This window comes from Burkholderia sp. THE68 (assembly GCF_009938265.1).
Lineage (GTDB): Bacteria > Pseudomonadota > Gammaproteobacteria > Burkholderiales > Burkholderiaceae > Caballeronia.
Genome location: NZ_AP022317.1, coordinates 65,396 through 86,236 on the forward strand (window position 1 = coordinate 65,396; position 20,841 = coordinate 86,236).

Sequence of the window (20,841 nt, forward strand, 5' to 3'; positions counted from 1 at the left end):
ACTCTGACGACGCCTTCCATTTCAATCCTTCGCGGGTCGCCGTGCGAGTCTGACGAGACCCGTTCCGCCATTGGTCGCATGAACGTATGAATACCGATATGCCTACACAGTTTGTCATTTCCCCAAGCGCAACGCCGACGCCGCACGAACAGATCGTCGCGAGCATCTCAAACCCCGTGTTCGGTCGGGTGTTCACCGATCACATGGCGACGATGCGCTGGACCAACACGCTTGGCTGGCACGATGCCAAGGTCGAACCTCGCCGGCCGTTTCAGATCGATCCCGCTTGCGCCGTGTTGCATTATGCGCAGGAAATTTTTGAAGGCATGAAAGCGTACCGCGGCGAAGACGGCTCGATCTCGCTGTTCCGCCCCTTCGAGAATGCCAGGCGGTTTCGTGCCTCCGCTGCGCGTCTTGCCATGGCCGATCTCCCGGAAGCGCTCTTTGTCGAGGCGGTGGAATCTCTCGTCAAGGTTGACCGGGACTGGGTGCCTGGTGGCGACAGCAGTCTCTATCTGCGTCCGTTCATGTTTGCCTCCGAGAGCTTCCTCGGTGTGCGCGCGTCACACGAATACGTGTTCTGCGCCATCGCCTGCCCCGTAGGCCCGTACTTCAAGGCAGGCAAGTCGTCGGTTACTGTCTGGGTGTCCGACCGATACACTCGCGCGGCGCCGGGTGGAACGGGTTCGGCCAAATGCGGCGGCAACTATGCTGCCAGTCTGATCGCGCAGACCGAGGCCGCGGCCAAAGGTTGCGACCAGGTCGTTTTTCTCGATGCCGCCGAGCACAAATGGATCGAAGAGATGGGAGGGATGAATCTCTTCTTCGTCATGGACGATGGCTCTCTGACGACGCCGCCACTGTCCGGCACGATTCTGCCGGGAATCACCAGGGCTTCGATCATCGAGCTTGCCAGGCGTGAAGGCCTCGTAGTCAACGAAACGGCTTATGCGTTCGACGCGTGGCGTGCAGACGCCGCGAGCGGCCGTGTCCGTGAGGTATTCGCTTGTGGAACCGCTGCGGTCGTCACCGCGGTCGGTGAGGTTCGCCATGCCGCCGGAGAATTTCAGATCGGCAACGGGGGAGAAGGACCCGTGACACAGCGCATCCGCACGCAGTTGACCGGAATCCAGCGCGGCAGGCTCGCCGATCCGCTTGAATGGGTTTATCGCATCGAATAAGGCCGATTGGGCCTGAATCGCGCTCGTCCTCTTCGACGCGGGTGCGTGGCGACATGCGTCGCGCACTTTGCTCGTGAGGAATGTCCGCAAATGCCGATTCGGATGACTAACAACGCTTATCGAAGTTTCTAAGCGGGCTCAGGGTCGCCGCGAGCAAACGCAGATTCTAACCGTCGAAGGATCGGGATTTCGTCCTCGCAAGCGTTCCAGGCGGACGATCTACTCTGCTTCCACTCCACCCGAGGACTCCCGTATCACGAGTTCCGGCAACGCCGGCGACACGCATCGCGCAGCACCCGCGCCTCCGAGATGCGCGAACAGCAGGTCGACCGCCTGCGAGGCCATATCGTCCAGATGGAGATCGACGGCGGTGAGAGGAGGGCGGCAACTGCGCGCGCGCGTGCCGTCGTAGCGCGTGACCACCTTGATGTCACGAGGTACGTGCTTGCCGCTCTGCGCGATGGCCTGCACCGCGCCCACGGCGAAGGCGTCTACGAGCGCGCACAGTCCATCCATCTCGGGATGCGCCGCCATCATGCGGGCGCATGCCTCGCTTCCCGCGTCTTCACCGCCCGATTCATCCGCAGCCGCGAGCAGCGGCGTCATGCCATGCAATTCGCAGAAGCGCTCGTAGCTCGCGCGCGCCTCGATGTACGAATTTCGCTGCTGCGCGCCAACGAGCAACGCAATGTGCTCGCAGCCCCGTTCGCGCAAGTGCTCGAGCAGCATCTGCGTGGTAGCGGATGAATGGATGTCGACATAAGGCACCGCATCGCTGCCCGGCTGCCGTCCGAGACACACGACGGGCAAGCCGCGCTCGCGCAGATGCGCGACGTTGGCGTCGTCGGCGGTGGGCTCGATGACGATCGCACCGTCGATATCGAGTTGCTCCAGCGGAAGACGGCCCGCCATCACCGGCGGCACCAGCACGAGCGCGAGTCCGCGCGTGAGCGCTGCGGCGGCCGCGACGGCGGCGACTTCCATCAGAAAACCGAGGCGCGACGCGCCGCCGGCGATCTCGAAGGGCATCGACGAGATGAGCGCGATGGTATGCGCCTCGCCCGTACGCAGCCGCTGCGCGCGCACGCTCGGGCGGTAGCCGAGCGCGCGCGCCGCCTCCTTCACGCGTTCGCGCGTGTGTGGGTCGACGTAGCCCTTGTCGTTGAGCGCATGGGAGACGGTCGTCGTCGAGACGCCGGCCGCGCGCGCCACGTCGGCAATCGTCGGGCGCTGTCTGGATGGCGCTGGGCTTTGCATGCTCATTCTTCCGTGTGGCTCGGTTCGCGATGCCGGATTTTCTCACGCTCTCCGGCGGATATTCCTATGACGAGAGGCGGCTCACGAGGCGGCCGCCCTTAGTCGATTTCCTAACTTGACAAGCGATAAATGACGCACCATTCTACGATCACAAATCGATTTGGGGCATCCGCCCATTTTATTTATCGCGATCCCAAATCGATTTGGGGAGCGAAAACGCAGAACGACCGAACGGTCGTTTCCTCGGCAAACAGGAGTCAACCCTCATGGTCCACAATCCGCCGGTGCACGCTGTCGATGAGCGCCTGCCGCTCGCCAAACTCTTTCTATTCGGTCTCCAGCACGTGCTCGTCGTCGCGGCCTCGCCGATCACGGCGGTGTTTCTGGTCGCCAAGGCGCTCGGACTATCTTCGGCGCTGACCGTCGATCTGATCAGCGCGACCTTCCTCGTGTGCGGGCTCGGCACGCTGCTGCAGTCGTTCGGGCCGCTGAAGTTCGGCGCACGCCTGCCGTTCATCATGGTGCCGGGCGGCGCGCCGGTCGTGCTCTTCGTGCTCATCGCGCAGCAGACCGACCTGCAGACCGCGGCCGGCGCGACGATCCTCACCGGCTTCGTCTACTTCCTGTTGCTGCCGGTCTTCGCGCGCTGCCTGCGGTTCTTTCCGCGCATCGTGATCGGCACGATGCTGATTCTCGTCGCCGTCAATCTGATCCGGATCTACGGCGTCGTGATCGTCGGCAAGCCGGGCACGGCCGAGTTCGGCGCGCCGCTCGGCATTGGGCTGGCGCTCGCGACCGTCGCGTTCACCGTGCTGTTCGCGAAGCTTTTCAAGGGCATGCTCGGCCAGCTTGCCGTGCTGCTCGGCCTGCTCGCAGGCGCGGCGCTCGCGTGGGCGCTCGGCGTCATGAGCTTCGCGGATGTCTGGTCCGGCCCGATCGTCACGGTCCCGACGCCGCTGCCCTTCGGCATGCCGCGCTTCGACGTGCTCGCGGCATTGCCGCTGCTCATCTTCAGCGTGATCTCCATGGCCGAAGCCACCGGCCAGACCATCGCGATCGCGGAAGTGGTCGGCAAGGAGATCGATCCGCAGACCGAGGTGCCCAAGACCATTCGCGGCGATGCGGCGATGTCCGTGCTCGGCGGCCTGTTCGGCACGTCGCTGATCATCACGAGCAGCGAGAACATCGGCATCGTGCAGGCGACGGGCATCCGCTCGCGCTTCGTCACGGCGGCGGCTGGCGTGCTGCTGGTCGTGATCGCGCTGCTCGCGCCGCTCGGCCGGCTCGCGAACGCGATTCCCGCGCCGGTGGTCGGCGGCTCCGCGCTGATCGTGTTCTCGATCATCGGCGTGATGGGCATCAACCTGCTGCGCCAGATCGACCTGCGCTCGCGCGCCAACATGTACACGCTCGCCGCCGCGCTGACCATGGGCGTGCTGCCGATCGTCGTGCCCGGCGTGTACAGCCGCTTTCCGTCGGCGCTGCAGATCGTGCTCGGCAACGGACTCGCGATGGGCGCGCTGACGGCGGTGATCGTCAACGCGCTGTTCGTGCATCTGCACTTTCACTTGCGCACTCGCGAGGCCGCCGATCCCGTCGCCCATCTCGAAGCCGCCGTCAACGACAACCGCTCGTGCCACTGAACTCTCTTACCCGATAGAACGATCATGACGACACCTCATCTCACGCCCGCCGCGCTTCAGGCCGACGAGCTTCTGCTCCTGCCCGCATTCGTTTTGCTCGCCGATGGACCGCAGCCCGGACACGCTGTGGTCGTGTCGAACGGAAAGTTCGCGGACGTCGGACCGGCCGATGAAGTCATCGCGCGTCACCCGCATCTCGCACCGCTCGCGCTGCCGGGCAAGCTCGTCATGCCGGGATTCATCGATGCACATCATCATCTGACGCAATCGTTCGGCAAGGCGCTGGCGTTCGGCGAGCCCTCGGAGATCTATCGGCGCATCTGGGTGCCGCTGGAAAATTGCCTCGACGAGAACCTCGTGTATCTGTCCGCGAAGCTGGCCGCGCTCGAAGCGTTGCGCGGCGGCTTCACGACCGTCTGCGATGCCGGTACGCGCGCGAGCGGCGATGCCACCACGATCGCAGCGGCGACGCAGGAAGTCGGCGTGCGCTGTGTGCTCGGCCTGATCTGCAACGATCTCTCCGAGGACATCGACGCGCGTGCGCGCGCCGCCATCGTCGTGCGCGCGCAGCAGCATCTGGCGCGCTGGGAAGGTCATGCGCTCGTGCATCCGTCGCTCGCGGTGTCGGTGCCCGAAGCCGGCTCCGACGGCATGCTGCAAACCGCCGCCGCGCTGTGCGCCGACGCGGGCGTGATCTTCCAGACGCATGCGAACGAGCATCTCGCGGCAGTCGAACGCTCGATTGTGCGACGCAAGATGCGGCCGATCGAGCATCTGCATTACGCGGGCGCGCTGGGGCCCCAGACGCTTATCGCGCACGCGACGCTCGTCACGCCCTCGGAGCTGAATCTGCTTGCGCGCACGAGAACGGCGGTCAGCTATAACCCGGTCGCGAGTTCCTGGAAGGGCAATGCCGTCGCCCTCGCGCTGCAGATGGACGCGCTCGGTATCCGTTTCGGTCTCGGCACGGACGGCACGCGCAGCGATGCATTCCGTCTGCTCGACGCGGCCGAGACCGCGCAACGTTTCGCTTTCGGTCTCGCGACCGGCGATTCGTCGTGCGGCGCGGGCGAACTGTGGCTCGATCGCGCGTTGCGCGGCGGCGCGGATGCGTTGCGGCTCGATGCGCGTATCGGCGAAATCGCGACAGGAAAGGCGGCCGATTTTCTGCTCGTCGATCTCGATGTGCCGGAGATGCGACCGTCCTGGGATCTCACATGGGAGCTGGTGCGACTCGCGGATCGCAGCCAGATCGACGCGGTCTTCGTCGCGGGAAAGTTGCGCCTCTGGCAAGGCTGGCCGACCGACTGGGACGCGCGCGCGTTCCTCAGGGAAGTCGATGAGGTCGCGCGCGAAGTCGTCGCGCGCGCGCCGATTCAGCGTGTGCATGCGGCGCCTTCGCTTCGGGCCGCTTGCGGCATGCCCCTTCCTGCCGTGGAGTGAATGTCCGTGAGCCTGACCATCTTTCTCGTTCTCGCCGTCACCGTCGCGATCGCCGCGTTCATCCAGGGCGCGGTCGGCGTCGGCTTCGCGCTGATCTGCGCGCCCGTCATCGGTCTGATCGAGCCGGAACTGCTGCCGGTGTCGCTGCTGATCCTGATGCTGCCGCTCAACGTCTACCTCGCCTGGCGCGAACGTCCTGCGCTCGATTCGAAAGGCACGCTGTGGATCACGGTCGGCCGCACGGCGGGCGCCGTAGCCGGCGTGTGGATCATCACGCGCATCTCGGCGCACGACCTGAACGTGTTCATCGGCGCATCGACGATCGCCGCCGCCGTCGCCACACTATGCGCCCCCAGCTTCATGCCGGGACGCAATGCGCTGATGGCGGCCGGCGCCGTGACGGGCATCACCGAAACCGCCACCGGCATCGGCGGCCCCGCACTGGCGATGGTGTTCCAGCACTACCGCGCGCCCGCGCTGCGTTCGACCATCGCGCTGTGCTTCGCGATCGGTGAAGCGCTCTCGCTCGTCATGTTGAGCGTGACCGGCACGATCACCGTCGCGAAGTTCATGTCGGCGCTGTGTCTGGTGCCGCCGGTGATCGTCGGCGCGTTCGTGAGCCAGCACGTGCATCAACGTCTGAACGCACGCCTGCTGCGCATCAGCGTGATGGGCTTCGCCATCGTGTCGGGCGCGGCCATCCTGTATCAGACGCTCGCTTCCTGAAGCATCCGCCGGCCTGCCGGCCGGCTCATTCCCTTGATCGACGGAGAGACCCTTATGAAGAAGAGTCGGCTTGCGCTCGCCCTTTCGGTAATGGGCATCGCGATGAACGTTCAGGCGCAGAGCAGCGTCACGCTTTACGGCAGTCTCGATGCGGGTGTCGGCTACGTGAGCAATCTGCGTGGCTCGCACGCGTTCATTGCGCAGCAGGGCACGCTGCAGGCGGACCGCTGGGGCCTCACCGGCGTCGAGGATCTCGGCGGCGGACTGAAGACCGTGTTCAAGCTGGAATCCGGCTTTTCGACGATCAGCGGCGCGATGTCGAGCGCGGGCACGCTGTTCAACCGGCAGGCTTATGTCGGCCTGAGCGATGCCGGTATCGGTACGCTCACGCTTGGACGGCAGACCGACTTCCACTTCGAGATGCTCGGGCCGCTGTCGACGGCGCAGTCTCTCGGCGACTTCTCCGCGTTCCACCCCGGCAATATCGACGGACTGGGCAACACGGTGCCGGTCGAGTTGTCGAACACGGTCAAGTTTCGCAGCCGGACGATCGCGGGCGTGACCCTCGGCGCGATGTACGGCTTCACCAATCAGTCGAGCAGCACCACGGGACGCACCATCAGCTTCGGCGCGACCTACGGTTACGGCCCGCTGAATCTCGCCGCGGCGTATTCGGAGTATCACGATCGGGCATTGAATCTCGCGAGCGCGCTCGGACTGACGAGCTTCCAGGGCGTCGCGCTGACGGCGAGCGCGCCGTTCGTCGCGGACAGCGTGCGCAACGCGGGCATCGGCGGCAGCGTGCAGATCGGCCGCGTGCAGTTGCATGCGCTCGTCACGCAGGTGCGCATCGAAGAGGGCGGTCGAGCGGACAACTATCGCACCATCGACGGCGGTGCGAACTTTCAGGTCACGCCCTCGTATATGATCGGCGCGGGCGCGTGGACTACCACGCTCGCGGGACAGCGCTGGACGCAGGTGACCGTCGCCAACGTCTATTCGCTGTCGAAGCTCACGCAGCTCTATGCCGACGTCATGGTGGAGCAGGCGTCTTCGGGCGCGAAGGCGGTGACGCTGGGTATCGGGCCTTCGTCTTCGAACCGGCAGACGGTGGTACTTGCCGGCGTTCATCACCTGTTCTAGGCGTAGGCGATTCGAGGATCGTCAAGCGTGGCCTGAACGCGATGCGCTCTTTCGTTGCAGCATCAGCGAGGTCCGGAGCGGCCCCCGTCCGACGAGAGACGCCGTTCCAGCATGTCGATATCGTCGCGCAGCAACTGAATCACCGCGGCGGTGCTCGGCTCCCGCAACTGTCTTTCGTTTTCCATTTGCACAGCGTGCAAGGCCATATCGGCGATCTGCCCCGAGACCTGCTCGAGCGAGCGCGGACCGGAAGGCGAATACCACCACGCGCTCCAGTTGCACATACCGATGATCGAGAAGGCCGCCACCTTCGCATCCAGCGCGCGAAACTGCCCTTGCTCGATGCCGAATTCGATCGCGTGCTGAAACTGCTCGAGCACCGCTCGGCGCGCCTGCTCCGCCAGTTCGCGTTGCTTTAGCGGCAGGTTGCCTTCGTTTCTCTCCACGACCCGAAACTGTAGCGGATGTGTGAGGATCAACTGCGCATGACGCAATACCAGATGCCGCAACATGCCTGCCGGATGCTGCATGTGCTCGGGCACCGCCTCTGACGCCAGTTGTCCCGCCGCACGCGTAACCGTCTCCGTGAGCACTTCGAGAATCGCTTCCTTGCTCTTGAAGTAGTAGTAGAGCGCGGGCCGGCTCACGCCGATCGCATCGGCGATGTCGTTGAAGCTCGTGCCGTCGAAGCCGCGCTCGATGAAAAGGCGCGTCGCCACTTCGAGGATGTTTTCGCGCAAGGCGTCGCTCTTGGTCTGGGTTCGGGTCATACGGCGTTTTCGACAACTGTGTCAGAAAGTTCATCACGATACCCCATTCCGGCGCCGCGTCGTGAGCCCGCCGCTCTTGGTGGCAAAGCCGCGCGTGGCGAACCGGGCCGGTCGAATAATTGACGCATCCGTAAAAACCATAATCAAAAATCTACGCCATCGTAAAATAATTCGACTAAGATGTAAAAAAAGGAGATGACCTCGATGAATCGATCTGCACAAGTGCACGTTGGCGTTGGCGGCGCCACCGCAGGATTTCTCAACACCGACTGGAATCCGCGCGATCTTCCGGCGGGCGTCAGCACGCGCAACGTCGTGCTGCGCACGCAGGACGGCGCCGCGACGAGTGGCTCGCTGTATTCGACCGGTGCGGCGGATACGGTCGTCTGCATCATGCATCCGCGCGAATTCATGGCCTGTCATTACCTGATCCCGGATATCGTCGGCGCGGGCTACGCGGCGTGGACACAGGCGCCGCGCTCGGTGGGCAACGACATGCGCCTCGAACACGAGTTCGCGCTCTACGACGTGGCGGCCGGCATGCGCTTTCTGCGCGAAGCGGGCTTCAGGCGCGTCGTGCTGCTCGGCAATTCGGGGGGCAGCGGACTCTACGCGCTCTATGCGCAGCAATCGAATCTGGCGCCGGCGCAGCGCATCGAACGCACGCCGGGCGGACGGCCAACGAAGCTCGCGTCGCTCGACATGCCGCCCACGGATGGCGTGATCTTCGTCGCCCCGCATCCGGGACAGGGCGCGTTGCTGCAAGGCTGCATCGATCCTTCGGTCACGGACGAGAACGATGCGCTCAGCGTCGACGAGGCGCTCGATCCGTTCGCGCCGTCCAACGGGTTCGACGCGCCGCCTCGTCCGTCGGGCTACGACGCAGCCTTCGTCGAGCGCTATCGCGCGGCGCAAATCGCGCGGGTGGAACGGCTCGACGCCATCGCGCGCAATCTGATCGCCGAGCGCCTCGACGCCCGCGCGCGCGTCAAGTCCGCCGGGGATGCAGCCGATGCCCGTTCGCGCCGCGTGGCCGCGCACACGCCGCTGATGACCATCTGGCGCACCGACGCCGATCTGCGCTGCTTCGACCTGTCGCTCGATCCGTCCGATCGCCGCTACGGGTCGCTGTGGGGCGCGGACCCGTTCGCCTCGAACTACGGCTCGGTCGGCTTCGCCCGATGCTGCTCGCCGGAAGCGTGGCTATCGACGTGGTCGGGCGTGTCGTCGAACGCGCTGCTGTCGAAGACTGCGCCCGCGATCACGCAACCCTCGCTCGTCGTCGAATACACCGGCGACCAGGCGTGCTTCCCGAGTGTCGTCGCGGACATCTACGCGAGCCTCGGTTCGTCGACGAAAACGCATCGCCGGGTGCGTGGCGATCACCACGGCCGGGCGCTTGCCGAAGGCGAGGAGGCGGGCCGCTATATCGCCGGGCGCATCGTGCGCGACTGGCTGCGCGAAACCTTTCCCCAATGAAATCCGCTTGATCAGACACGGAGTACCGATATGAAGATGAGCGACATGCCCGCCGCCGGTCAGGCCCTGCGCCTGCGCGGCGTGGATCACACGGCGCGCCCGACCTGGAGGCTCAAGGAGACCGTCGAGTTTTATCGCGACGTGCTCGGCCTGCCATTGATCCATACGATTTCCGCGCGTGGATGGGGGCCCGCCACGCATCCGGATTTCCTGCACTTCTTTTTCGATAGCGGCAACGGCAGCACGATCGCGTTTTTCTACTACCTCGGAAGTCGCGAACCCGACACGCTGAAGGGAAGGGCGACACATCCGCCGCGTCCCGACGATCACGTTTTCGACGCCACGCACACGGCCTGGCTCGTCGATACGCAAGAGGAACTGCAAGCCTGGAAATCACGGCTGGAGTCACGCGGCGTGGAGGTGTCGGTGGAGACGGCGCATGAGGTGATCGAGTCGATCTACTTTCGCGATCCGAACGGTTATTTCATCGAGATCACGCGCAAGCTGCGCGCATTGGAGCCGCTCGACGCGCACGACGCCGCCGTGACGCTCGAAGCGGCGATCGAACTGGAGACGCAGGAGCGCGGCCTGACTCGCATCGACGACGTCTGGACGCGCAAGGCGGCACGCTTCGGCGAACGTCGCGAGACTGGCGCGGAGCAGTTGCAGATCTTCGTGCTGAACGTGCCGGAGTTCGCCCCGCTGATCGAAGCGGCGCGCAAGCTGGCTGGCTGCCGTGTCGAAGAGCGGGGCGAGTACACCGAAATCAGCGCCGCCGAGCCGGTCTCGTTCGAGCGCCGCGCGCTGGGACTGAAGCCCGCCGTCTGGTACGGGCTCTTCACCGGCGGACTGAACGGACGCATCGAGTGCTACGACCGCGATGTCGTGCGCATTGCGCCGCGCGGCTGAAACGGCACATGGACATGCAGGAGACAGAACACATGAGCGGTATTTTTCATCCGATCGAAGGCGTGGTCTATTGTCCGCCCGAGCTCGCGCAACGCTATTTCGCATCGGGCGCATGGTCCGACACGACCCTCGGCGACGCGCTGCGCGCCACCGCCGCGCGCGTGCCCCAGCGGCCCGCCTATATCTCCGACGAAGCGACGATCACATTCGCGGAACTCGACGAGCGCAGCGAGCGGCTCGGCGCTGCGCTGCTCGAAACCGGCCTTCGCCCCGGCGACCGCGCGATCTTCCAGATGGGCACCACGGTCGACACGGCCGTCGCGTTGATGGGCGCATACAAGGCGGGCATCGTGCCGGTTTGCGCGGTGCCGCAGTATCGTGAAGTCGAAATCGGCCAGCTTGCGGCGCAGTCGGAACCGCGCGGCTACTTCGTGCAGGCGGATTTCTCGGCATTCGATCTCGTCGGCTTCGCGAGGCTGATGTTCGAGCGGATCGCATCGCTCGAACATCTCGTCGTCGCGCGCGGAGAGGGCGGCGCCGGCCATCGGACGATCGACGCGCTCATCGACGCGATGCCGCTATCCCGTGCGCGCGCCGTGCTGGGCGAGATCCGCATCGGTAGCGAGGACGTGCTGAGCTTCCAGCTTTCCGGCGGCACGACCGGCGTGCCGAAGATCATTCCGCGCTTTCATGCGGAGTACATCGGTCACGCGCTTGCCTGGATGCGTCACATCGGCATGAGCGAGGCGAGCCGCATGATCTGGTCGCTGCCGTTGCTGCACAACGCAGGTCAGTTGTATGCGTTCGTCTCGACGGTGGCCGCCGGCACGACGACCGTGCTGATGCCGCGCGTGGACATCGCCCGGATGCTGGAGCTCATCGAGACGCATCGCGTGACGCACGGGCTTTCCATCGGTCCGGTCGCGCCGCAGATGATCGCGTATCGGGAGATCGCGCGGCACGATCTGTCATCGCTGCAACTGTTTGGCACGTTGAGCCGCGCCGATTCGCTCGAAGCGCATCTCGGCGTGCCGTGCTTCAACCTGTACGGCACGACCGAAGGGCTGCTGATGGGCGCAGGTCCCGCGCACGCCGTTCAACTGCGGCATTTCACGCAAGGCCTGTCGGGCTGCGAGGCGGATGAGATCCGCGTGCTCGTGCCCGGCACGGACGAACCCGCGCCGGACGGCGAAGCGGGCGAGCTGTGCTTTCGCGGCCCATCGAGCCTGCGCGGCTACTTTCGCGCGCCCGAGGCGACCGCGCAGACGCTGACGTCCGATGGCTTCGTGCGCACCGGCGACATGGTGACGCAAAGGCTGATCGACGGCGTGCGCTGCTTCGCGTTCGAAGGGCGGCTGCGCGACAACATCAATCGCGGCGGCGAGAAGATCGGCTGTGAGGAAGTCGAGGCGTACGTGAGCCATCATCCGGCGGTCGCGGATGCGAAGCTCGTCGCCATGCCCGATGCGCTGTATGGCGAGAAGGCCTGCGTCTATCTGATCCTGCGCACAGGCCATGCGGCGCCGACGGTGCGGCAGCTTGCCGATTTCCTCGTCGCTCAGGGTCTTGCCAAATTCAAGTGTCCCGAGCGCATCGAGATCGTCGAGGAGTTTCCGGTGACACGCGTCGGCAAGGTCGACAAGGCGGCTCTGCGCCGCGACGTCGCTGCGCGGATGTCGGAAGGGCACGCCGCGCATGCCGCTACACCGGGCATCGCGAAGGAGGGCGCATGACCGCCACCGAATACGTCGCGTGCACGCAGCCGTTCGTCGTGCGTCGCCGCGTGCGCTGGGGTGAATGCGATCCGGCGGGCGTCGTCTACACCGCTTCGTTTTCCGATTACGTCATCTCGTTCGCCGAACTCTTCTATGGATTTCTCTTCGACGGCACGCCGCAGGCGGTCAAGAACCATCACGGGTTCGGCACACCCACACGCGCGCTCGAATTCGATTTTCGCCGCTCGCTCAGACCCGACGAGACCTTCGACGCAACCGTGGAAGTCGAATCGATCCGCATCCGCACGTTCACACTCGCCATCACCGCGCGCATGACAGATGGGGAGATCGCCTTTATCGCGCGCCTCACGCCGGTCTGCATTCGCCGCGACGCGCGCGAATCAATCGAGATGCCCGTCGTGTTGCGCGACGCGCTGGAACAGTATCAGGCGCGCTGCGCCGAACACCCTGACGCAGGAGAAACCGAATGACGCAGGCAACATCCCGCACGTATCGGATCGGCCAGATCGTGCCGAGCTCGAACACGACCATGGAGACCGAGATTCCCGCGATGCTGCGCGCACGCGAAAGCGTTTTGCCGGAGCGCTTCACCTTCCATTCGAGCCGCATGCGGATGCATCGCGTCGTCAAGGAGGAACTGGAGGCGATGAATCGCGAGGGCTTGCGCTGCGCGGCGGAGCTCGCCGACGCGCGCGTCGATGTGATGAGCACCGCGTGCCTCGTCGCCATCATGGCGATGGGGCCGGGCTATCACCGGCAGGTGGAGCAGGACCTGCGGCGCATCGCACGCGAGAACCACTGCGACGCGCCCGTGATGACGTCGGCGGGTGCGCTCGTCGCGGGTCTTAAGGCGATGGGCGCGCGCAGGATTGCGCTCATGACGCCGTATATGAAGCCGCTGACGGCCGCCGTCGTCGCGTATATCGAGGACGAAGGCATCGAGGTGCTGGATGCATTGTCGTTCGAGATACCGGACAACCTCGAAGTCGGCCGCCGCAATCCGCTGCAACTGCTCGACGATGTCCGACGGCTCCATATCGCCAATGCCGATGCGGTCGTGCTGTCCGCCTGCGTGCAGATGCCGTCGCTCGCTGCGATCCAGGTCGCGCAAGACAGGCTCGGCGTGCCGGTCACGTCCACGGCTGTCTGCACGGTGCGGCAGATGCTCGATCATCTCGGCCTTGCGCCGATCGTGCCGGATGCCGGGGCGCTGCTTGGCGAGTCCGCGCGTCATTTCACGGAATGCTGAGGAAAACATCATGAAGATCGCGGTGATTGGTGGCGGCCCCGCCGGACTCTATTTCTCGATGCTGATGAAGCAGCGTCACCCCGGCGACGAGATCGTGGTTCACGAACGCAACGACGCGGGTGCGACGTATGGCTGGGGTGTCGTGTTCTCCGACGTCGCGCTGAGCTTTCTGAAGGAAGCGGACGAGGCGTTCTTTCGCAAATTCACAGCGCATCACGAGCGCTGCGACTATATGGAAATCGTGCATCGCGGCGTGCCGGTGCGTCTTTCGAATAACCATTTCTCGCGCACATCGCGCATCGATTTGTTGAACGTGTTGCAGCAGGCGTGCCGCGACACCGGCGTCGACGTGCGCTACAAAAGTTGCGTGAGCGATCCGGCCGCGCTGGCAGATTACGATGTCGTCGTCGCCGCAGACGGCGTGAACAGCGAGGTGCGCGCGCGTCTTGCCGAACACTTCCAGCCGAGCTTCGACGAACGGCGCAACAAGTTCGCGTGGTACGGCACGACGCGTCTGTTTCAACCCGTGTCGCTGATCTTCCGCGAGACGCCGCAGGGCGTGTTCATCGCACATGCCTACCAGTACAGCAAGACGCATTCGACCTTTCTTGTCGAGGTCGATCCGCAGACCTGGCGGCGTTGCGGGCTGGACACTGCCACCGAGGATCAGAGTCGCGCGTTCTGCGAGCAAGTCTTCGCGGAAGACCTGCAAGGCGAGCCGCTGTTGACGAACCGCTCGCAATGGTTTCAGGCCAAAGTAGTCAGCAATGCGCGCTGGTCGCACGGCAACGTGGTACTGCTCGGCGACGCACTGCGCAGCGTGCATTTCTCGCTCGGCTCGGGCACGCGCATGGCGATGCAGGACGCCATCGCGCTGTGCGAAGCGCTATCGGTTCATCGCGATGATGTTCCCGCCGCCTTCGCCGCTTTCGAGGCAGGCCGAAAGGACGCTTCGAATCGCTTTCAGGACGCGGCGCGCAAGAGTCTCGACTGGTACGAGTCCGTCGATACCCGCATGAACCTCGATCCCGTCAGCTTCGCCTACGATTACATGCGACGCACCGGGCGGGTCAGTCACGAAGACCTTCGCGAGCGCGATCCGGCGTTCATCGAGCAGGTGGAAGCCATCGCCGCCGGCAAAGCGCAAACCGCGCACGTCTGAGCATCACGTCAAGGAGACTTCATGGACGCCAAGGAATTGCGGCGCGAGCCGGTGAACGTGCGCGACATCATCGACGAGGCGCGCGTGTCGCGCTTCCAGATCATGATCGGGCTGCTGTGCTTTCTGATCGTGGCGCTGGATGGCTTCGATATCGCCATCATCGGCTTCATCGCGCCGCATGTGCGCAGTGACTGGAACCTGTCGGTGATGGCGCTCGGCCCGCTTTTCAGCGCCGGTCTGCTCGGTCTGATGATGGGCGCCTTCCTGAGCGGGCCGTTGGCGGACCGCATAGGGCGGCGCGGCGTGCTGATCCTCTCGGTCGCGTGGTTCGGCGCGGCGTGCCTCGCATCGGCGGCGGCGCCAGACATCGTGTGGCTGGTCGCGCTGCGGTTCCTGACTGGCTTCGGACTTGGCGGCGCGATGCCGAGTGCGATCACGCTCACATCGGAATTCAGTCCGGAGCGGCGGCGCGGTACCTTGCTGACCTTGATGTTCTGCGGCTTTTCGCTGGGCTCCGCGCTGGGCGGCGTGGTCACGGCGTATCTCGTCGCGGAGTTCGGCTGGCGCGGCGTGCTGGTCATCGGCGGGCTGCTTCCGTTGATGCTGGTGCCGGTCTTGTGGTTCGCGTTGCCCGAGTCGGTTCGCTTCCTCGCGCTCGGCAAGGGCAACGAAATGCACATCGCGGCGATCCTGAAACGCGTGGCGCCGGATCGCGCGGCAGCCGGGCAACGCTACCTCGCATCCGACGAGCGGGCCCATGCTTCGCCCGTCAGACGGCTCTTCGATCCCGATTATCGGCGTGGCACGCTGCTACTGTGGCTCGCGTTCTTCATGAGCCTGCTGCTGCTGTACATGCTGATCAACTGGCTCCCGATTCTCGGAGCGCGTTCAGGCTTGTCCCTCAAACAGGCGTCGGTTTTCGCGGGCCTGCTGCAAGGCGGCGGCGTGCTTGGGGCGATCGTGCTGGGCGTCATGATCGACCGGTTCGACGCCTACAAGGTCGTGAGCGCGGCTTATCTCACTGGCGCGGCGGCGGTCGCATCGCTCGCGGTTGCGGGCTCGGCCTGGTGGCTTGCCGCGGGCATCTTCCTGACAGGCTTCTGCGTGAGCGGCTCGCAGGTTTGCGCGAATGTCATCGCATCGGGGTTCTATCCGACATCGAGCCGGGCGACGGGAGTGGCATGGGCGCTCGGCGTCGGGCGGATCGGTGCGATCGCGGGATCGTTTGGTGGCGCGTTGATGCTGTCCGCGGGCTGGTCCAACGCAGCGCTCTATCTCATCCTGGCAGTACCCGCGACACTGTCCGGCGCGGGTATCTTCTTCGCGGGCGTCCGTCGAGCGCGGATCCCGGCGGCTTCGTCTGGCGCGGACGTCGCACTGGACATGCCCGGTGCCGAGATAGGCTCGTAGTCGATCCGCCGCTTCGGTCGGCATTGCCTTTCAGGCGGTGCCGACCGAGAAGCGGATTCCTGAAAGCGATTTGCGCAAGGTCGACTGGAAGCAAGCAAAACATCGATAATAAGGATTATGTCAAAAATTCTCAATCGAACGATCTCGTTTGGCCCGCTCAAAGACTGCGATCGTGCGCGACCGCGCCCTCACTTCACAGATGCTGTTCGGATTGGCTGAGCACCGTGCAACGTTTCGAGGATGCCCACGAAAACGGCAGACGTGTTTTGCATGATCGTCACCCTCGCGTCGACAATTGAGTCAACGCTACATCTCGCCCCCCCGCCTCCTGTCGATCTCCCCAACCCACCGACGATGTCCTCTATTTCATCCTGTCGTAAGGTTTACCCCGATTTAAACGCAAACCAACAAAAGGGACATTTTGGCTGCGACATGTAATCAAAGTGCAACCCAATTGACGCCACCTTAAAGCGCTGGCTTCTGCGACTGGCGTCGCGTACGCCGCAAAGGAGAGCGATTTGGTCCTGGAACTGGAGCGAGTCAGTGTCGTTTCTGGCGGGCAACCGTATCTGTACGGCGTGGATTTGCGCCTCGTCCCAGGCGCCATCAATGTGCTTCTCGGACCTACTCAAGCCGGCAAAACCACGCTGATGCGCGTGATGGCGGGTCTGGACAGGCTGAACGACGGCCGAGTGCTCGTCGACGGCCAGGACGTGACAGGCGTCAGCGTGCGCCAGCGCAATCTCGCGATGGTCTATCAGCAGTTCATCAACTACCCGGCGATGACGGTTTCCGAGAACATCGCCTCGCCTTTGCGCCTGCAAAAAACCGACCCTGCCGAAATCCGCCGGCGCGTGCAGGACGTCGCAGCCAAACTGCATATCGACCATTTGCTGGAGCGGCGGCCAGGTGAACTGTCGGGCGGCCAGCAGCAGCGCTGCGCGCTCGCACGTGCCCTCGTGAAGCGCACGTCGCTAGTGCTGCTCGACGAGCCGCTTGTGAATCTCGATTACAAACTGCGCGAGGAATTGCGCATGGAACTGTCGACGCTTTTCGCTGACGGCAAGACGACCGTCGTCTACGCGACCACCGAACCTCTCGAAGCGCTACTGCTGGGCGGCTATACGGCAATCGTCGATAAAGGCCGGGTGCTGCAGTTCGGTCCCACTCTCGATGTCTATAACGCACCGGTCAACGTCGCGGCCGCGGCCGTTTTCAACGACCCGCCGATGAATATGCTGACGAGCGAGTGCGGCAACGGCCGCGCGCGTCTGCCGATCGGCGTGGAGGTTCCAGTCCGGCACGGTCCCGCTGCGAACGGCGCATGCCGCATCGGCATCCGGCCGGGGCACCTGCGTCTTCAGGCGAAATCCTCGCATGCGATCGCCGTTCCGTGCCGGCTCGAACTCGCTGAACTGAGCGGCTCGGAAACGTACCTGCACTTGCGCACGCTGACCGGCGCGGTCGACCTGGTCGCGCAGTTGCAGGGCGTGCATCAGATCGAGCTCGGCACGCGGCTCGACGTTTTCATCGACCCTGACGAACTGTTTGTGTTCGGCGCGGACACCCAACTGGTGTCCAGCCCGGAGGCGGCTTATGGCGTGCATTGAGTTCCAGAATCTTGCGCACGCGTACAGACCGAACCCCGCGACGCTCGACGATTACGCGCTTCAACCCATGAGCATGGTCTGGGATGCCGGCGGCGCTTATGCGTTGCTCGGGCCATCGGGTTGCGGCAAGACCACGCTGCTGAATATCGTGTCGGGGCTCGTCAAGCCGTCGGAGGGCAAGGTGCTGTTCGACGGACGCGACGTGACGGCGCTCGGCGCGCGCCAGCGCAACATCGCCCAGGTGTTCCAGTTCCCCGTGGTCTACGACACGATGACCGTGTTCGATAACCTCGCGTTTCCGCTGCGCAATCGCAAGATGTCGGCCGCCGAGGTCACGAAGCGCGTGCACGAGGTCGCGGATATCCTCGATATGACGCGCGACCTGCCGAACAAGGCGAGCGATCTGGCCGCCGACGCCAAGCAGAAAATCTCGCTTGGGCGCGGCCTCGTGCGAAAGGACGTCGCGGCGATTCTCTTTGACGAACCGTTGACTGTGATCGACCCCGCGATGAAGTGGATCCTGCGCCGGCAGTTGAAGAAGATCCACCAGCAACTCAAGCTCACGCTTATTTACGTGACGCACGATCAGGTAGAAGCGCTGACTTTCGCCGATGAAGTCGTGGTCATGACAAATGGCCGCGTCGTTCAGAAAGGCGGCGCCGATGCGCTTTTTCTGCGGCCGGATCACGCTTTTGTTGGCTACTTCATCGGCAGTCCGGGCATGAATCTCTGTCCGATCGAGCTCGACGCCGACGGCGCCAAAATCGGCTCGCAGCGCTTGCCGCTCGACGCCGGCACGCTTGCGACGCTACGTGGCGCGCATCAGCAGGCAAACGGCGCGCTCAAGCTGGGGATTCGCCCGGAATTCGTCCGCCTTTCGCAGGAAGGAGGAGCCGGTGCGGTCAACGCGCGGGTGCTGCGCGCGCAGCAGCTCGGCAACTATCAACTGGTTACCGCGCAATGCGACGGCAATGTGTTCAATGCGAGGCTCGAGCCGCATGTGCGGGTTGTCGACGGACCTGCCTGGCTGCATCTCATTGCGCCTGAAACCGTGTTCTTCTGCAACGACGAAAGAATCGAAACACGCATCTCCGAAGGGGCCGCGCGATGAACAAGCCCGTCAATCAGAAAGCGTGGTTGCTGGTCATTCCGGTGTTCATCTGCGTCGCGTTCTCCGCGATCCTGCCGCTGATGACGGTGGTCAACTATTCGGTGCAGGACATCATCGGCCCGACGCAGCATGTGTTCGTCGGTACGGAGTGGTTTCGCAACATCATGACCGATCCGGATCTGCGCGAAGCGCTCGGCAGGCAGGTCCTTTTCTCCACGTGCGTTCTGCTGTTCGAGATTCCATTGGGCGTGGGCCTCGCACTTTCGATGCCGGCTTCGGGATGGCGCGCTTCGGCCACGCTCATCGTGCTAGCGATGCCGTTGCTGATTCCATGGAACGTGGTGGGCACGATCTGGCAGATCTTCGGGCGCCCGGATATCGGACTGCTCGGTTACTGGCTCAATAGTCTTGGCTTCGACTACAACTACACGGCAAGTCCCACGGCCGCATGGCTCACCGTGCTGGTGATGGACATCTGGCACTGGACCCCGCTCGTCGCCCTGCTCTGCTATGCGGGCTTGCGCGCAATTCCCGACGCCTTCTATCAGGCCGCGGAAATAGACGGCGCAAGCCGTTTTGCGGTATTCCGCTACATCGAATTGCCGAAGATGCGCGGCGTGCTGATGATCGCCGTGCTGCTGCGTTTCATGGACAGCTTCATGATCTATACCGAGCCGTTCGTGCTGACAGGCGGCGGTCCCGGCGATTCCACCACCTTCCTCAGTCAGTATCTGACACAAAAAGCAGTCGGCCAGTTCGATCTTGGCCCGGCCGCGGCTTTCTCGCTGATCTATTTCCTGATCATTCTGCTGCTGTGCTTCATTCTCTATAACTGGATGAGCCGCGTGGGCAAAGGTGGCCCTGCCGCCCAAGGAGACGACCATGCAGGATAAACGCCGCTGGATGCGGACGTTGATGCTCGTCGTCTATATGCTGTTCGCGCTGATTCCGCTTTACTGGATGCTCTCGATATCCCTGCGCACAAACGAGGAAACCATGTCGACGTTCGCCACGCTGCCGCAGCACGTGACGTTCGAAAACTACAAGGTGATCTTCACCGATCCTTCTTGGTACTGGGGCTACATCAATTCGATCATCTACGTGCTGATGAACACGGTGATGTCGGTGCTGGTCGCTCTGCCTGCCGCGTACGCGTTCTCACGTTATCGATTTCTCGGCGACAAGCACATGTTCTTCTGGCTGCTCACCAACCGCATGACGCCGCCCGCCGTATTCTTGCTGCCGTTTTTCCAGCTCTATTCGAGCGTCGGCCTGACCGACACGTACATTGCCGTCGCACTTGCGCACATGCTGTTCAACGTGCCGCTTGCCGTGTGGATTCTCGAAGGCTTCATGTCGGGCGTCTCGCGCGAGATCGACGAAACCGCGTACATAGACGGTTATACGTTTCCCGCCTTCTTCGTGAAGATCTTCCTGCCGCTCATCAAGTCGGGCGTCGGCGTCACGGCTTTTTTCTGCTTCATGTTCAGCTGGGTCGAACTGCTGCTCGCGCGCACGCTGACTTCGGTCAACGCGAAACCTATCGCTGCGGTGATGACGCGCACCGTGTCGGCGGCCGGCATGGACTGGGGTGTGCTGTCGGCGGCGGGCGTGCTGACCATCGTTCCCGGCGCGCTGGTGATCTACTTCGTGCGCAACTACATCGCGAAGGGCTTCGCGATGGGGAGAGTGTGATGTTCACGTGGATGTACTGGACGCCCGAGGTGGCGATTTTCTTCGGCTGCATCGTCGTTATGCTGGCCGGCATGACGGTATGGGAACTGCGCTCGCCGACTCATGAACGCAAGGGCTTTCTGCCGATCGCGACGACTCGCGGCGATCGCCTGTTCATCGGCCTGCTGAGTGCCGCGTATGTGAATCTCGCGTGGCTCGCGATCAGCGCCGAGGGCTCGAGTTCCTGGCCGGGCTTCACGGCCTCGGTGCTGGTGTTGCTCGCGATCATGTGGAAGGGCTAGAAGGCCGACGCATGCAATGAAGACTGGCAACTGCCG

Annotated in this window: 19 protein-coding genes; 17 read left to right on the top strand and 2 right to left on the bottom strand. The window is 64.0% G+C overall.

Annotation, left to right across the window (positions count from 1 at the left end):
• Window positions 1-86: 86 nt before the first annotated feature.
• Entirely contained in the window at window positions 87-1,181 is a 1,095-nt protein-coding gene (locus BTHE68_RS21560; RefSeq protein ID WP_162068364.1) for a branched-chain amino acid aminotransferase, read from the top strand.
• A 219-nt stretch (window positions 1,182-1,400) separates the two neighbouring features.
• Here the strand turns inward: BTHE68_RS21560 and BTHE68_RS21565 are convergent, their stop codons facing one another.
• The gene (locus tag BTHE68_RS21565; RefSeq protein ID WP_162068365.1) at window positions 1,401-2,438 is read right to left on the bottom strand and encodes a LacI family DNA-binding transcriptional regulator; all 1,038 of its coding nucleotides are present in this window, start codon (window positions 2,436-2,438) and stop codon (window positions 1,401-1,403) included.
• A gap of 266 nt (window positions 2,439-2,704) precedes the next feature.
• Between BTHE68_RS21565 and BTHE68_RS21570 the strand changes: the two genes are divergently transcribed.
• Genes BTHE68_RS21570 through BTHE68_RS21585 form a run of 4 tightly spaced genes read left to right on the top strand, consistent with a single transcriptional unit; the run spans window position 2,705 to window position 7,393 of the window.
• Entirely contained in the window at window positions 2,705-4,081 is a 1,377-nt protein-coding gene (locus tag BTHE68_RS21570) for a uracil-xanthine permease family protein (protein ID WP_162068366.1), read from the top strand.
• Between the two features lie 24 nt (window positions 4,082-4,105).
• Window positions 4,106-5,524, top strand: coding sequence for an amidohydrolase family protein (locus tag BTHE68_RS21575; RefSeq protein ID WP_162068367.1), 1,419 nt, complete (start codon window positions 4,106-4,108; stop codon window positions 5,522-5,524).
• Window positions 5,525-6,250 carry a sulfite exporter TauE/SafE family protein gene (locus tag BTHE68_RS21580; protein ID WP_232078073.1) on the top strand — a complete coding sequence of 242 codons (726 nt, stop codon included), beginning with the start codon at window positions 5,525-5,527 and terminating at the stop codon, window positions 6,248-6,250.
• Window positions 6,251-6,304: 54 nt separating this feature from the next.
• The gene (locus BTHE68_RS21585; protein WP_162068369.1) at window positions 6,305-7,393 is read left to right on the top strand and encodes a porin; all 1,089 of its coding nucleotides are present in this window, start codon (window positions 6,305-6,307) and stop codon (window positions 7,391-7,393) included.
• A gap of 62 nt (window positions 7,394-7,455) precedes the next feature.
• Here BTHE68_RS21585 and BTHE68_RS21590 read toward each other — a convergent pair whose 3' ends face one another.
• Window positions 7,456-8,163 carry a TetR/AcrR family transcriptional regulator gene (locus BTHE68_RS21590; RefSeq protein WP_162068370.1) on the bottom strand — a complete coding sequence of 236 codons (708 nt, stop codon included), beginning with the start codon at window positions 8,161-8,163 and terminating at the stop codon, window positions 7,456-7,458.
• Window positions 8,164-8,367: 204 nt separating this feature from the next.
• On the opposite strand from BTHE68_RS21590, the gene BTHE68_RS21595 reads away from it, so the two are divergent.
• The 12 genes from BTHE68_RS21595 to BTHE68_RS21650 all read left to right on the top strand — a co-directional run bounded on the left by BTHE68_RS21595 (window position 8,368) and on the right by BTHE68_RS21650 (window position 20,805).
• Window positions 8,368-9,642: an alpha/beta fold hydrolase gene (locus BTHE68_RS21595; RefSeq protein WP_162068371.1), complete on the top strand. Its 1,275-nt coding sequence runs from the start codon at window positions 8,368-8,370 to the stop codon at window positions 9,640-9,642.
• Window positions 9,643-9,678: 36 nt separating this feature from the next.
• Window positions 9,679-10,551, top strand: coding sequence for a VOC family protein (locus BTHE68_RS21600; protein WP_162069125.1), 873 nt, complete (start codon window positions 9,679-9,681; stop codon window positions 10,549-10,551).
• A gap of 32 nt (window positions 10,552-10,583) precedes the next feature.
• A complete protein-coding gene (locus BTHE68_RS21605) occupies window positions 10,584-12,284 on the top strand; it encodes an AMP-binding protein (protein ID WP_162068372.1) in 1,701 nt (566 codons plus the stop codon).
• Window positions 12,281-12,757, top strand: coding sequence for an acyl-CoA thioesterase (locus tag BTHE68_RS21610; protein WP_162068373.1), 477 nt, complete (start codon window positions 12,281-12,283; stop codon window positions 12,755-12,757). Before BTHE68_RS21605 ends, BTHE68_RS21610 begins: the two co-directional genes overlap by 4 nt.
• Window positions 12,754-13,536, top strand: coding sequence for a maleate cis-trans isomerase family protein (locus BTHE68_RS21615; protein ID WP_162068374.1), 783 nt, complete (start codon window positions 12,754-12,756; stop codon window positions 13,534-13,536). The genes BTHE68_RS21610 and BTHE68_RS21615 overlap by 4 nt, the downstream gene beginning before the upstream one ends.
• Window positions 13,537-13,546: 10 nt before the next feature.
• Entirely contained in the window at window positions 13,547-14,698 is a 1,152-nt protein-coding gene (locus tag BTHE68_RS21620; RefSeq protein ID WP_162068375.1) for an FAD-dependent monooxygenase, read from the top strand.
• 21 nt (window positions 14,699-14,719) lie between these two features.
• Complete coding sequence (locus BTHE68_RS21625; RefSeq protein WP_162068376.1) at window positions 14,720-16,108, top strand: MFS transporter; 1,389 nt, start codon at window positions 14,720-14,722, stop codon at window positions 16,106-16,108.
• 518 nt (window positions 16,109-16,626) lie between these two features.
• Entirely contained in the window at window positions 16,627-17,718 is a 1,092-nt protein-coding gene (locus tag BTHE68_RS21630) for an ABC transporter ATP-binding protein (protein ID WP_162068377.1), read from the top strand.
• Window positions 17,705-18,829 (top strand): ABC transporter ATP-binding protein, encoded by a 1,125-nt coding sequence (locus BTHE68_RS21635; protein ID WP_162068378.1) that lies wholly within the window; start codon window positions 17,705-17,707, stop codon window positions 18,827-18,829. Before BTHE68_RS21630 ends, BTHE68_RS21635 begins: the two co-directional genes overlap by 14 nt.
• On the top strand, window positions 18,826-19,722 hold the full coding sequence (locus BTHE68_RS21640) for a carbohydrate ABC transporter permease (protein WP_162068379.1): 897 nt from the start codon (window positions 18,826-18,828) through the stop codon (window positions 19,720-19,722). The genes BTHE68_RS21635 and BTHE68_RS21640 overlap by 4 nt, the downstream gene beginning before the upstream one ends.
• On the top strand, window positions 19,712-20,524 hold the full coding sequence (locus BTHE68_RS21645) for a carbohydrate ABC transporter permease (RefSeq protein WP_162068380.1): 813 nt from the start codon (window positions 19,712-19,714) through the stop codon (window positions 20,522-20,524). Before BTHE68_RS21640 ends, BTHE68_RS21645 begins: the two co-directional genes overlap by 11 nt.
• Window positions 20,524-20,805, top strand: a complete 282-nt coding sequence (locus BTHE68_RS21650) for a DUF2160 domain-containing protein (RefSeq protein ID WP_162068381.1) — start codon at window positions 20,524-20,526, stop codon at window positions 20,803-20,805. The genes BTHE68_RS21645 and BTHE68_RS21650 overlap by 1 nt, the downstream gene beginning before the upstream one ends.
• The last annotated feature ends 36 nt before the right edge of the window (window positions 20,806-20,841 follow it).